The sequence below is a fragment of the Collinsella sp. AM44-11 genome, assembly GCF_003467145.1.
Taxonomy (GTDB): domain Bacteria; phylum Actinomycetota; class Coriobacteriia; order Coriobacteriales; family Coriobacteriaceae; genus Collinsella.
The window spans coordinates 1-14612 of the sequence record NZ_QSFE01000024.1; the positions used below are offsets into that span (position 1 = coordinate 1).

General features: G+C 60.5%; 8 protein-coding genes. All 8 read left to right on the plus strand.

Annotated elements, in window-relative coordinates:
* On the plus strand, positions 1-589 hold a 589-nt coding region (locus DW943_RS10095; RefSeq protein ID WP_147348661.1), incomplete at its 5' end, for a transposase.
* A 245-nt stretch (positions 590-834) separates the two neighbouring features.
* Positions 835-3600: a YhgE/Pip domain-containing protein gene (locus tag DW943_RS10100; protein ID WP_233543660.1), complete on the plus strand. Its 2766-nt coding sequence runs from the start codon at positions 835-837 to the stop codon at positions 3598-3600.
* Positions 3601-5790, plus strand: coding sequence for a YhgE/Pip domain-containing protein (locus tag DW943_RS10105; protein ID WP_117862957.1), 2190 nt, complete (start codon positions 3601-3603; stop codon positions 5788-5790).
* Between the two features lie 333 nt (positions 5791-6123).
* Positions 6124-7107 carry a DMT family transporter gene (locus tag DW943_RS10110; RefSeq protein ID WP_117862958.1) on the plus strand — a complete coding sequence of 328 codons (984 nt, stop codon included), beginning with the start codon at positions 6124-6126 and terminating at the stop codon, positions 7105-7107.
* A gap of 116 nt (positions 7108-7223) precedes the next feature.
* A complete protein-coding gene (locus DW943_RS10115) occupies positions 7224-8525 on the plus strand; it encodes a M20 family metallopeptidase (protein ID WP_199572894.1) in 1302 nt (433 codons plus the stop codon).
* A 3-nt stretch (positions 8526-8528) separates the two neighbouring features.
* Positions 8529-9833: an MFS transporter gene (locus DW943_RS10120; protein WP_117862959.1), complete on the plus strand. Its 1305-nt coding sequence runs from the start codon at positions 8529-8531 to the stop codon at positions 9831-9833.
* Between the two features lie 307 nt (positions 9834-10140).
* The gene (gene hisS / locus DW943_RS10125; protein ID WP_117862960.1) at positions 10141-11454 is read left to right on the plus strand and encodes a histidine--tRNA ligase; all 1314 of its coding nucleotides are present in this window, start codon (positions 10141-10143) and stop codon (positions 11452-11454) included.
* 257 nt (positions 11455-11711) lie between these two features.
* A complete protein-coding gene (locus DW943_RS10130; protein WP_370448079.1) occupies positions 11712-14525 on the plus strand; it encodes a phosphoenolpyruvate carboxylase in 2814 nt (937 codons plus the stop codon).
* Positions 14526-14612 lie beyond the last annotated feature (87 nt).

Below are 14612 nucleotides of genomic sequence, written 5' to 3' on the forward strand. Positions count from 1 at the left end.
CGGGTTCGGCGGGGCGTGGGGGATCGCCCGCTCCGGGGCCGGGGGCCCGCGGGCCGAGGCCGCCGGGGAGGCCGCGGCCGCCTCCACCGCGCCCCCGCCGGCGCTCGTCGAGGCCGAGAACAGGCAGGTCAGGTTCCTGGCCGCCCGGATATCGGAGGCCCTCGACGAGGCCGGGGCCCTCGAGGCCGAGACGGCGGCGCTGCTCGAGGGCGACGAGACCTACGCGTGCCTGCTCACCGTGCCCGGCATCGGCCCGAGGACCGCGGCGCAGCTCGCGGTGTCGGTCGACATCGGGAGGTTCCCGGACCACGACCACCTGGCCTCGTACTGCGGCATAGCCCCGAGGGTGAGGAGCTCCGGAACGTCGGTGAGGTCGGTCAGGGCGTCCAGGCGCGGCGACGCGAGGCTCAAGTCCCTGCTGATCTTCTCGTGCAACAGCCTGGTGAGGTCCTCGGGGCGCTACGGCGAGTACTACCGGGCCTGCAGGGCGCGGGGCATGGGGCACGGGCGGGCGCTCAAGGCCGTCGCGAGGAAGCGGCTCAGGGCGATATACGCCGTGATGCGCGACCGGGTGCCCTACCGGGAGTAGCGTCGAAGGTTGACAAAACTATAGGAACACCCAATGACTATTTATTCGGATTGCTAATTTGTGCGGGTTGTGGTTTTGTGACCTGCTGAAATTTGAGATACTGTACAACTGTACGTTAACTAATCTTCGTAGTATATTGCTACCCGCAAAACTCAATACCATTGTGCTTCGAGACGCTAAAGCGCCTACGTACAATGGTTGTTGATAGTACGATTTGATTCAACGACAGGATGGATGGTCCAAGCGTGAGTCTCGGCAGCAAACTATCCGATGCAAAGGTCTCCTTTGCGATATTTAAGCGCGACATTAAGCGACTGCTTGTGAACCCCGTCGCCTTGGTGGTTACCCTTGGCGTGTGCGTTATCCCCTCGCTGTATGCCTGGTACAACATCGTGGCAAACTGGGATCCGTACGGAAACACCCAAGGTATCAAGATTGCCATCGCCAACAACGATCAGGGCACTCAGAACGACCTAGTGGGCGAGCTCAACGCGGGCGACCAGGTCGTCGATCAGCTCAAGGAGAACGATCAGCTGGGCTGGACCTTCGTCGACTCGGCTGCCGATGCCAAAGAGGGTGTCGAGAGCGGGGAATACTACGCTGCGATCGTAATCCCCAAGAACTTCTCCGACAATCTTGTCTCGATGCTCGATGGCAATTACCATCAGCCGAAGCTCACCTATTACGTCAATGAGAAGAAGAGCGCCATTGCGCCCAAGGTCACCGATACCGGTGCCAACACCATCGAGGAGCAGATCAACTCGGAGTTTGTCTCCACGGTGGGCGAGACCGTAGCGGGCATCGCCAAGGATGCCGGCATCGATTTTAAGGATAAGACCGCCCAGGTTCAGGATTCGCTGACGAGTTCGGTGTCCGAGGCATCCAGTACCTTGAGCGAGGTCCGCGATTCGATCAACGACATGAACACCGCTATCGACAAAACGAGCGGTGCTATCGCCTCGGCGGATGGGGCGCTGGCCGGTTTGCAGGGTCAGACGCCTTCGCTGACTCAAGCGATCTCCCAAGGTAACGACCTGTTGGGCGAAGCGCGCACCACCGCGGGCAAATCGATTACCTCGCTCTCTAAGGCGCTTTCGGAGGGAAGTGTTGCACTGTCCAAGACGTCGGCTTCGGCGAACGCTGCGGTCGGAAAGATGACGGGCGCCTTGACGTCTACGACCACTCGCATCGACAACTCGCTCGAATCGCTTCAGACGACGATTGACCATAACAAGACTCTTATCGATCGTCTGCAGAACCTGGCCGACAGCGCGCCGACGGGCTCGGAAGAAGTTAATAAGCTGATCGCGTCTGCGATTGATACGCTTCGAGGGCAAAATGAGAGCCTTCAGGCCGTCAAGGATAATCTCTCCGCTCAGTCAAGCGCTATTGCGAATGACGCTTCGGCTGTTTCGGGCGCCAGCGATGCTATCAACAATGCGATCCAAACCGGTACGACCAACATGAATCAGGCTCAGATGGACCTGGGGCAGAACGCGCTGCCGAAGGCTTCGAGCGCGCTGGACTCCTTCGCCACCGTTTCGGGCGACCTGACCGGCATCGTATCGGGTCTTACGCCCACGATTGCGAATGCGCGTGGCACGCTGGCCCAACTCGATGCCACGCTCAAGCAGGCCAAGACCACGCTGTCCCAGACCGATGCCTCGCTTGTCAAGGTCCAGGACAGGCTTGCAACCGCCGCTAACGACATCGCAGCGTTGCAGACCTCTGAGTCTATGGGCGAGCTGGCTGACCTGATGGGCATCGACGTGGACGACGTGGCGGACTTTATGGCGTCCCCCGTTGAGCTGACGTCCAAGTCGATTTATCCGGTCAAGAGCTTTGGCTCGGGCATCGCGCCCTTCTACACCAACCTGGCGCTGTGGGTGGGCGGCTATGTGCTCATCGCCATCTACAAGCTCGAGGTCGACCGTGAGGGCGTTGGCAGCTTTACGGCGCGCCAAGGCTACTTTGGCCGCTGGTTGCTCCTGGTGATCCTGGGTGCGTTGCAGGCCATCATCGTTACGGTGGGAGATCTGGTCATTGGCGTACAGTGCGTTAACCCGCTGCTGTTCGTGCTGGGCGGCATCGCTATCTCGTTCACCTACGTCAACATCATCTATGCGCTGTCCACCACCTTTAAGCATATCGGTAAAGCCATTGGTGTCATCCTCGTCATCGTGCAGATCCCCGGCTCGTCGGGCATGTATCCCATCGAGATGATGCCCGGTTTCTTCCAGTGGCTGCACCCGCTGCTGCCCTTTACCTACGGCATCAATCTGCTGCGCGAGACGGTCGGCGGCATGTACTCGTTCAACTACCTGTTTAACCTGTGCATTCTGGGCGTGTTCTTGATCGTGGCGCTCTTTATCGGTCTGCAGCTGCGTCCGCTGCTGCTCAACCTCAACCTGCTCTTTGACAAGCAGCTTTCCACGACGGGCCTTATGATCTGCGAGTCCAATGACCTGCCGCGTCAGCGCTATTCGCTGCGCACAGCCATGCGCGTCGTGCTCGATTCGGATTCGTACCGTCGCGAGGTGCTCGACCATGCGGTGACTTTTGAGCACCGTTACCCCTACTACATCAAGGGCGGTTTTGCCGCCGTGGTAGGCGTCCAGGTCCTGCTCTTTGTGCTGTCGACGGTTCTCGATATCGACAATAACGGCAAGATTATCCTGCTGGTCATTTGGATTATCTCCGTCATTGTCATTTGCGGCTGGCTGATCAATATCGAGTACATCCGCGCAAGCCTCAACACCCAGATGCGCATCTCGGCGCTTTCGGACGAGGACCTGCGCCGCGAGATGCGCGAGCACACAGCGGCGATCCCTGCCGCCCGTCGCATGTTTGGCCTGAATGCCAGCGAGCGAGGCTCTAAATCCAAGGATCAGGCTGCCGACCAGTCCATTCACCACGATCTGCACCATGTGCCCGCAAACGGGGACGACACGTTTGTGATGAATGAGGATGACGCCCCGCTTGGCAAGCACTCAAAAGGAGGTGAGGCATAAATGAAGAACATCCTGCATCTGTTTAAGCGCGACGTCCAAAACGTGTCTCACTCCGTGATCGGCTTGATTGTCGTGATGGGTCTGATCATCGTGCCGTGCCTTTACGCATGGTTTAACATCGCCGGCAGCTGGGACCCGTACGGCAACACCGGCAATCTTAAGATCGCCGTGGTCAACACCGATGAGGGTTACGAGAGCGATCTGATTCCCGTCGAGGTCAACGTGGGCGAAAACGTGACGTCCGCGTTGCGCGGTAACGAGAACTTTGACTGGGTTGTGCTCAACGATCGCGATAAGGCTATCGACGGTGTTAAGTCGGGCGCTTACTATGCGGCCGTCGTAATCCCCAAGAGCTTTAGCTCCGACATGATGACGCTCTTTTCGACCGACGTGAAGCATGCCGATATCGAGTTCTACGAGAACCAGAAGGCCAACGCCATCGCCCAGATCGTGACCGAAAAGGGCTCGAGTGCTGTTCAGAACCAGGTCAACGAGACCTTTACCGAGACCATCACGACGATCGGTCTTAAGACGGTGTCCAGCCTGCTCGATTACATGAGTACCGAACAGGTCAGCAACTTCATCGCCAACCTGTCCTCGACGCTTGGCGACTCGGTTCAGGACCTGCAGGACATCAAGGCCAGCGCTACTTCGCTTGCGGGCATTTTGAGCTCGACATCCGATTCGCTGACGTCGGCGGGCGGCCTGCTCAAGCAGACCGGAACTACCGAGCAGTCGGTGAAACAGCTGATGGAGCATGCCGAGAGCGGTATCGGTGATTCGGAACAAGCGCTCAAGGCTGCCAGCGATGCCATCGATGCCGCGATTGATGGAAGTGCGGGTTCGTTCGATAACGTGTCCACCGAGCTCGCAAAGGCCTTTGACGCCGCGAACCAGCATGTCGATCTTACGGTGTCTCAGCTCAACGACGGCGCAGCGTCACTCAATACACGTGCTGACGAGATTGATGCCACGGCGGATAAGCTCCGTAGTCTTGCTGGCCAGGTGAGTAACGATAAGCTCAAGGCAGGGCTTGAGGGCGCGGCTGCTGAGCTTGACAAAACCGCGACGGAGTACCGTAACAATGCCAAGGAGCTGACGAGCATCGCAACGTCGCTCTCGGACAGCATGGCAAAGGTTAACGATGTCCGCGCCGAAACCGACCAGGCAATCGCCGATGCCAAGGCAGGTGTCTCGGGTGCCAAGATCGATTACGACTCCACGTTCTCGGTCAAGGCAAAGGAGCTCAAGAAGACCATCTCGGGTGTTTTGGATTCGCTGAACGGTATTTCGAGCAATCTGGATAGTGCCGTGAGCGGCCTCACCGATGCATCCGGCTCGTTGGCTAAGGGCCTCTCCAAGGCTGCCACGCTGGTCAATAAGGCTTCCGATCAGCTAGGTGAAGCGTCCGATAAGATCAGCGCCTTTAAGGACGAGCTCGATGGCGCCCTGATGTCGGACGACCTTGCCACGATCAAGACGATGATTGGCAACGACCCCGAGGGTTTGGCCGTGTCGCTTTCCGGTCCCGTCGCGCTCGATCGCAAGCCGGTCTATCCGATCCGCAACTACGGTTCGGCCATGGCGCCGTTCTACACGATTCTGTCGCTTTGGGTCGGCTCGATCGTGCTGGCAGCCATGATGAAGGTTTCGGTTGACGATGAACTTATCAACGAGCTCATCCCCGTACGCCTGCACGAGATCTATCTGGGCCGTTACCTGTTCTTTGGCGGTTTGGCCCTGCTGCAGGCAACGCTCGTGTGCGCGGGCGACATTCTGTTCTTTGGCATTCAGTGCGACAACCCGCTGCAGTTTGTGCTGGCGGGCTGGGTCGCGAGTCTCGTGTTCTCCAATATCGTCTACACGCTCACCGTGTCGTTTGGCGATATCGGCAAGGCGCTCGCCGTCGTGCTGCTGGTCATGCAGGTCGGCGGTTCGGGCGGCACGTTCCCCATCGAGATGACCGGCCCCGTGTTCCAGGCGATCTATCCGTTCCTGCCGTTCACCCACGGCATCAACGCCATGCATGCCGCCATGGCCGGTGCGTATCATATGGAGTACTGGGTCGAGCTGGGTATCTTGGCGAGCTATCTGATTCCGTCGCTGGCCCTGGGCGTCGTCTTCCGCCGTCCGGTCATCAAAGCCAACGACTGGATCATCGAAAAGCTGGAATCAACAAAGCTTATTTAGTTACGCGGTTTTACCAAACCGCGTAACGGCTCGACGCTGCAAACGTCCCTAAGCGGCAATCTGACGTTCAATTTCAAGGGCGCGACCAGAAGGTCAGCGCCCTTTCATTTCACGTCACCTTGCTCGCTTAGGGGCGTTTTCGCTGACGTTGCCGGAACATCGAGGTTTTCTGTACCGACGCTTTAGCGTAGTGAATTGCGTGGGTTGCTTGGTTGTTGCTACAGTAGCGGGGCGTGCCGGGGGTCCGGCGCGTCCCGTTTTTATTTGACCATGAGGCGGCACGCAGCCATACGCGTGCGGACACCACGCCCAGATTGAGTGCGAGGATGTTCCATGGCCCAATACGCTGCCAACGAAATTGAAAACATGCCCGATAGCCCTGTTGCTCGCGAGGACCTGGGTGCGGGCGGCACCTCCCGTGGTGCCGGTGCTCGTTCGCCGCTGTTCTGGAAAGTTCTACTGCTTTCGGTGGCGATTATCTGGGGCTACTCCTTTACCACTATGAAGGACGCGCTCGACACCATCCCGGTGTTCGAACTGCTCTATATTCGTTTTCTTCCCGCAGCGCTGGTCATGCTTGTTATCTTTCGCAAGCGCATCGCCGCCCACCTTAACGCCCGCAACCTGATTGTTGGACTGGGCATGGGCGCGCTCATGTGGGCAGCCTATGCCTTGCAGACGGTCGGTCTGGCTCAGACCACGGCGGGTAAGAACGCTTTTTTGACGGGCACCTATTGCATCCTGGTCCCGTTCGCGAGCTATTTCCTAAGCGGCGAAAAGCTCACTCGTTACAACTTGGGCGCCGCATTGCTCTGTCTGGCGGGCATTGGCCTGGTGGCGCTCGATAGCGTCGAGTTCAACATCGGTGATGCCATCACGCTGGGCGGTGCGGTTTTCTTTGCCATTCAGATGTCGGTGACGGCCAAGTACGGTCGCAAAATGGACATCAACGTCATCACGTTTTGGATGTTTGTGGGCAACGGCGTGCTGAGCCTGGTTTCGTCCCTGCTATTCGAGACCCAAGCGCCTCTGTCCGTGTGGACGCCGAGCTTTATCGGCGTGATGGCCTTTCTCTCGGTGGGCTGCACGTGCGTGGCGCTGCTCATCCAAAACGTCGGCTTGGCGCACGTCCCGGCCTCGACGGGCTCGCTGCTCCTTTCGATGGAGTCGCCTTCGGGCGTGTTGTTTTCGGTGCTGCTGATGGGGGAGGCGCTCACCTCGCGCCTGCTCGCCGGCTTCGTGCTTATCTTCCTGTCGATTATCTTGAGCGAGACTCACTTCGATTTTTTGCGCAAAAAGCCGCGCCCGCAATTGTAAACAACTTGTTGCGCCGCCCTCTCGGGGCGGCATTTTTTATGCGTCGCCCTTAAAGTTTTACCTTGCACTTTACGCTATCAAAGTGCTTGCTGCAAAAACGTTACTGGAGGGCATTTATGGCACCAGCTCTGTCCGATCTTCAACCGCAATCAGCGCCCAAGGCCACCGCAGCGGCGCAGGCCGCTATCGGCGATGGTCTGGTCAAAGAAGCCCAGGCATTTGCCGGTGAGCTTGCCGCATGGCGCCACGATCTCCATCAGACGCCCGAGCTCGGTAACAATCTTCCGCAGACGTCTGCCTATATCCAGGTACGTCTGGACGAGATGGACATCCCCCATACCACGCTTGTCGACGGCTCCTGTGTTGTTGGCCTGATTGGTGCCGGTGCGGCCGCGGCTGCTCAGGGCAATGGTACGTGCGCGGACGAGCAAGCCGGTACGGTTATCATGCTTCGCGGCGACATGGATGCCCTGCCCGTTGTCGAGGAATCGGGCGAGCCTTTCGCTTCCACCAACGGCTGCATGCACGCTTGTGGCCACGATATGCATGCGACGGCGCTGCTCGGCGCGGCCCGTTTGCTCAAGGCCCGCGAGGCCGAGCTTGTCGACGCCAATGCCACCGTCAAACTGCTGTTCCAGCCGGGCGAGGAAACCTTTGAGGGTGCCCGCGCCGCCATCGCCGACGGTCTGCTGCAGAACCCGCGTCCCCAGGCCGCCTTTGCCATGCATGTCAATAGCCAGTCGCCGCTTGGCCTGGTGCTCTATGGGAGTCCGGCGCTCTCGGGCGTGTGCGGTTTCCGCATCACGCTGCAGGGCAAGGGTGGCCACGGTTCCAGCCCCGAGATTTGCATCGACCCCATCACGGCGGGCGTGCATGTGCATCTGGCACTTCAGGAGCTCATCTCTCGCGAGGTGCCGGCGGCCAAGGAGGTCGCGCTTACCGTGGGTAAGTTCGCTGGCGGTTTGGCGGCCAACGTCATCCCCGACACCTGCGTGCTCGAGGGAACGTTGCGCGGCTTCGATGTCGAGCTCATGGCTCACCTTAAGACCCGCATCGCGGAGGTCGTCAACGGCGTTGCCGCAACATATCGTACGCCGGCAACCATCGAGACGCTTTCGGACGTTCCGCCGCTCGTGCTCGACAGCGATATGACCCAGGCCTCGCTTGGCTACGTGGGCGCGGTGCTGCCCAAGGCTGCCTTCCTGCCGCTATTCCACGCCATGGCGAGCGAGGATTTCGCACTTATCTCGAGCGAGATCCCAAGTGCGTACTTTACGGTGGGCGCGGCCGTGACCGATACGGACGAGCATTTTGCCCAGCATCATCCCAAGGCGCGCTTTAACGATGCCGAGCTTCCCCTCGGTGCCGCGGCTTATGCCGCCGTCGCTCTCGGATACATTGCGGACCACAAGGAGTAATCCATGTCCCAGCAACGTAAATATTTCCCCGGCTGGCTCGTGGTGGCCTCCGGCTTTGTGATCATGGCCACGTGCTACACGATTTTCGTTAACTGCATGAGCCTGTTTCAGCCGCTCATCGTAAGCGACCTGGGCATCACGCTTGCGCAGTACAACATCTCCAACGCCATCTCCACCGTGGTGAGCGTTATCGGCTCGCTTGTCATTGGCCATGTCGCCGATAAAGTAAGCGGCCGCGTTTTGGGCTCCCTCACTGTAATCGCCACCTCTGCCGTTCTTGCCGGTATGAGCTTTGTCGGTGAGCTGTGGCAGGTCTACGTGCTCTTTGCCGTCTCGGGCTGCTTTGCCGTCGCCTCGACCCGCCTGCTCATCAGCCTGGTGACCGCCAACTGGTTTACGGCCAAGCGAGGCCTTGCCATCTCCATCGCACTTTCGGGCTCGGGCTTTGGCGGCGCTATTCTGTCTCCCATCGTGAGCTCGCTCATCGTGAGCGTTGGCTGGCGTTTCGCCTTCCTGGTGCTCGCGGCTATCTGCATGGTGGCGGCACTGCCCATCACGGCCTACTCCTTCCGCACCAAACCTTCCGATATTGGCCTGAAGCCGCTCGGCGAGAACCCGGGCGATCCGTCTGTTTCCACCGCGGGCGATAAGGACGAGCATACGGCCCCCGAGGTTAGCGTCGGCTGGTCTCGTATCAAGAAGAGCCCGGCATTTTGGCTGCTTGTCGTCGCCTTCCTCTTTATGGGCTTGGTCAATGGCGCCATCCTGCCCAACCAGGTTACCAACATGACGAGTGTTACCGTCAACGGTGCCAAGATTGTCACGGGCGGCCACGACCCCATGTGGGCAGGCACCGTGCTTTCGGCCTACATGGTCACCGTCGTTATTGCCAAGATTTCGCTCGGTGCGATCTATGACCGCTTTGGCCTGCGCTTTGGCAATATCCTTGGCTCCGTTGCGTGCATTATCGCCTGCGTGGCGCTGTGTTTCCCGACGACGGACCTCGGTCCTATTGTCGCCGCTGTGAGCTTTGGTGTTGGAACGTGCATGGGCACCATCACGCCTACCATCGCCGCGTCCAAGCAGTTTGGCATGGCCGACCTGGGTAAGGTCACGGGCACCATTACCTCGCTCGAGATGGTCGGCGGCACCGTGGGCGCCATTGTCTCGGGCGTGCTGTTCGATGCCACGGGCTCCTTTGCGAGCACCTGGATTGTGTGCCTGGCGTGCTCCGTGGTCATGCTCGTGTTCCTGTTGGCATCCGAGCCCATCGCCGCCAAGCTGCGCGCAAGCGTGGCGGGGGAGTAGGTAGGCCAAAGCGCATCGCCGCTTGTCCGTTTGTCCGCGGCCGCCCTGGGAGCCGAATGGCTGCTCGTACCATCGTTCGGTTTCCACGGCGGCCACGGGCGCACAAAAATGGTCTGCTTTCCTCCGTCCCCTACGGATCACGTGATGATCCCCTGGGGACGGAGGAAAACGAATCGGCTGCCGCGGCGGTGCGTCTGGCCGAACGAGTTCCCATACCCTCGTTCGGTCAGACGCGCCGCCGCGTTGCTGCTTTGTGCCGTATAATGTCCACTACCTATGACGCGATACAAAAGAAAGGTGTTTGCCCATGCAGGCACAGAAGGCGGAGGGAACCCGCGACCTTATCGGCGCCGAGATGCGCGCCTGGCAAAAGATGCAGCAGATTGCGGCCGGCGTGTTCGAGCCGTTTGGCTTTAAGCCCATCGAGACGCCCGCGATCGAGCAGGTGGACGTCTTTGTCCACGGCATCGGCCAGTCGACCGACGTCGTTCGCAAGGAGATGTTCCGCGTCTTTAGCGGCGCCAACCTGGAGCGCGTCTTTACCGAGGGTACCGACACCAAGCTCAAGCCCAAGCAGCGCCTGGCGCTTCGCCCCGAGGGCACGGCTGGTGTGGTGCGCGCCGTCGTGGAGAACAATCTGGTGCCCCAGGGCTCCACGCCGTTTAAGGCGTACTACGCCGAGGCCATGTTCCGCGGCGAGCGTCCCCAGAAGGGTCGCCTGCGCCAGTTCCACCAGGTAGGCATCGAGTGGCTCGGCGCTCCCGATCCGGCGGCAGACGCCGAGTGCATCATTATGCTCATGGAGTTCTACAAGCGCCTGGGCTTCGATCTTTCCAAGCTCCGTCTGCTCATTAACTCGATGGGCGATGCCCAGTGCCGTCCGGCCTATCGCGAGCAGGTCAAGCAGTTCATTCTCGATCACGCCGACGAGATGTGCGATGAGTGCCGCGAGCGCGCCGAGCTTAACCCGTTGCGCGCCTTCGACTGCAAGAACGACCACTGCCGCGAGATCATGGCCGACGCGCCGCTGATGGGCGACAACCTGTGCGACGAGTGCCGCGAGCACTACGAGCAGGTCAAGCGCTATCTGGATGCCGCCGGTATCGAGTATGTCGAGGATCCCACACTGGTGCGCGGCCTTGACTACTACACCCGTACCGTCTTTGAGGTCGAGGCTCCCGGTGCTGGCGTCGGCTCCATCGGTGGCGGCGGCCGCTACGACGGCCTGGTCGAGCTCGAGGGCGGCAAGCCCACGGCGGGCGTCGGCTTTGCCGTCGGTTTTGAGCGCGCCCTGCTGGCCCTGCAGGCCTTTGGCAGCGATTTGGGTGCCGATGAGGTCCCGTGCGTCTATGTCGCCAACGCCGGCAAGGAGCTGCGCCAGAACGTCTTTGCCATTACGCAGGAGCTTCGCGCCGCAGGCATCGTGACCGAGGCCGACTATCAGGGCCGTTCGCTCAAGGCCCAGTTTAAGCAGGCCGACAAGGTGGGCGCTAAGCTCATCCTGGTCCTGGGTGGCGACGAGCTTGCCGCCGGCAAGGTCAAGGTACGCGACATGCAGAGCCATGACGAGGTTCTCGTCGATCTGGCCAACGTGGTCGAGGCGGTTCGCGAGCGCTTGTAGCGCATCTTTTTGAGCTGCGGACCCGCTTGAGTGTCCCGTCCATTGCGAGCGATTGTTACGGGGGTGTTTCGCATTTATGCGGAATGCCCCCGTTTGTGTATGCCGTCCACCGAGAAATACGACCATTTAGAGCAAAAACCCTTGCAATGCAGAAAATACTTTTGTGTGGTAAAGCGCAATCAGTGTCGAAAGTATTTCGCAAGCGCCTATAATGAATACCGCATGTTACGTGCATAGAAGGAGGAATGGGAGGAAACGTGGCTGAGAACCTAAGCAACCAGTCTGTACCCGAAGCCGCGGCGCGCGTCGCTGCCGTGGTCAACCGCCTCGTTAACCGAATCGGCTCGAATGCCGAGTCCAGGGAGCGTCTCGCCGAGATCGAGATCCCCGAGGAGCTGCGCGACAATCTGGCGCTGTTCCTGCGCCTGGAGCGTCGTGTGCTTAGCGAGTATGATCCTGAGATCGCGGACCTGTTCGACAAGATCCTGTCGGCCGAGATTGTGGCCAATGCCGGCAACCCCGGTACCCGCGCTGCCGACGAGGCCGTCGACGAGCAGGGCGTGCCCACCGCCGACGAGCCCACCGCCGTGGCATTCCGTGAGGTCGTCGATTTGATCGACAGCCTGCCGCTCGATAAGCAGCAGGTCATCGTTCGCGCCTTTACGAGCTTCTTCCACCTGGCAAACCTGTCGGAGGAGAACTACCGTGTGGCGCAGCTGCGCGAGCGCGAGGCCGGCGCATCGACCGATACCGAGGTCGATCCCGCCAACGAGCTCACCGTCGCCTATCACCAGTTGGTAAACGAGATGGGTGTCGAGGGCGCCAACGAGCTGCTCGGCAAGCTCGAGTTCCACCCTGTCTTTACCGCACATCCCACCGAGGCCCGTCGCAAGGCCGTCGAGGGCAAGATTCGCCGTATCTCCAATCTGCTGGAGGAGCGTCCGCGTCTGGGCGGCTCCGACCTGGTGGAGAACGAGCGCCATATGCTGCAGGAGATCGACGCCCTGGTGCGTACGAGCCCCATCGCGCTCAAGAAGCCCACGCCGGTCGAGGAAGCCGATACCATCATCGACATCTTCGATAACACGCTGTTCGACGTCATCCCCGTCATCTATCGTCGCTTTGACGACTGGGTGCTGGGCGACAAGGCCGGTACCGTGCCGCCGCTGTGCCCGGCGTTCTTCCATCCCGGCAGCTGGATCGGTTCCGACCGCGACGGTAACCCCAACGTCACCGCCAAGGTGAGCCGTGAGGTCGCCGCCAAGTACTTCACTCACATGGTGCTCAAGCTCGAGGACAAGTGCCGCCGCATCGGTCGCAACCTCACGCTCGAGGCTACCTACAGCAAGCCGTCTGCCGAGCTCATCAACCTGTGGAACCATCAGGTCGAGATGAGCACCCAGTACACCGCACGCGCTGAGCTGATCTCCGAGCACGAGCCGCATCGCGCCGTCATGCTCGTCATGGCCGACCGTCTGAACGCCACCGTGCGTCGCATCACCGACACCATGTACCACAGCGCAGACGAGTTCTTGGATGACCTGCGTGTCGTTCAGCGCTCCCTGGCCGCCTGCGGTGCCGTCCGTGCTGCCTACGGCCCGGTCCAGACCATCATCTGGCAGGTCGAGTCCTTCGGCTTCCATATGGTCGAGATGGAGTTCCGTCAGCACTCCGTGGTGCACGCCCGCGCCCTCAAGGATATCCACGAGAACGGTATCCATGGCGACCTGCAGCCCATGACGCGCGAGGTCATCGATACCTTCCGCGCTATCGGCTCCATCCAGAAGCGCTACGGCAAGAAGATGGCGCATCGCTACATCATCTCGTTCACCAAGAGTGCCCAGCATGTGGCCGACGTCTTTGAGCTGGCCCACCTGTCCTTTGCACACGAGGAGGATGTCCCCGAGCTCGATGTGATCCCGCTGTTCGAGCAGCTCGAGGACCTCGAGGGCTGCGTCGACGTGCTCGACCAGATGCTCACGCTGCCTGTGGTGCAAAAGCGCCTTGCCCAGACCAACCGCCGCATGGAGGTCATGCTGGGCTACTCCGACTCCTCCAAGGATGCCGGTCCTACCACGGCCATGCTCGCGCTGCACTCCGCGCAGGAGCGCATTGCCAAGTGGGCCGAGAAGAACGATATCGACCTGGTGCTCATGCACGGTCGCGGCGGTGCCGTGGGCCGTGGCGGCGGCCCGGCCAACAAGGCCGTGCTGGCGCAGCCCAAGGGTTCGGTCAACTGCTTCTTTAAGCTCACCGAGCAGGGCGAGGTCATCTTTGCCCGTTACGGCAACCGCACGCTGGCTCAGCGCCATGTTGAGTCCGTTGCCGCCGCAACGCTTTTGCAGTCGGCTCCGAGCGTCGAGAAGACCAACACCGAGACCACGCAGAAGTTCTGGGATATGGCCGAGAAGCTCAACGCAGTAAGCCATGAGCGCTATCTGGACCTGCTGAACACTGAGGACTTTACACCGTGGTTCTCGACCGTGACGCCGCTGACCGAGGTCGGTCTGCTGCCGATTGGCTCGCGCCCGGCCAAGCGCGGTCTGGGTGCCAAGTCGCTCGACGACCTGCGTACCATTCCGTGGATCTTCAGCTGGAGCCAGGCGCGCATTAACCTGGCCGCTTGGTACGGCCTGGGCACCGCCTGCGAGCAGTTTGGCGACCTTGACCAGCTCAAGGCTGCCTACCAGGAGTGGCCGTTCTTCCGCACCTTTATCGACAACATCGAGATGTCGATCGCCAAGACCGACCAGCGCATCGCCAAGATGTACCTGCACCTGGGCGATCGCCAGGATTTGTCCGAGAAGGTCTTCACCGAGATGCAGCTCACGCGTAAGTGGGTTCTTGCCATCGTCGGTGACGAATGGCCGCTGCAGCGCCGCCGTGTGCTCGGCTGCGCCGTCCGTGTGCGTAATCCCTACGTCGACGCCCTGTCCATCGCTCAGGTCCGCGCCCTTCGCGAGGTGCGTATGAACCAGGACGAGATGGCAGAGGAGAAGAAGGCCGAGTACATGAGCCTGATTCTTTCGACTGTGACCGGCGTCTCGGCAGGATTGCAAAACACGGGGTAATCGATAGCCCTGTAGTCGCTGTCCGGGGCCGCCGTATGTTTGCTTTCCGGCGCGTCCTCGGACATGCAAGAAGCCCTCGCTGCGCAC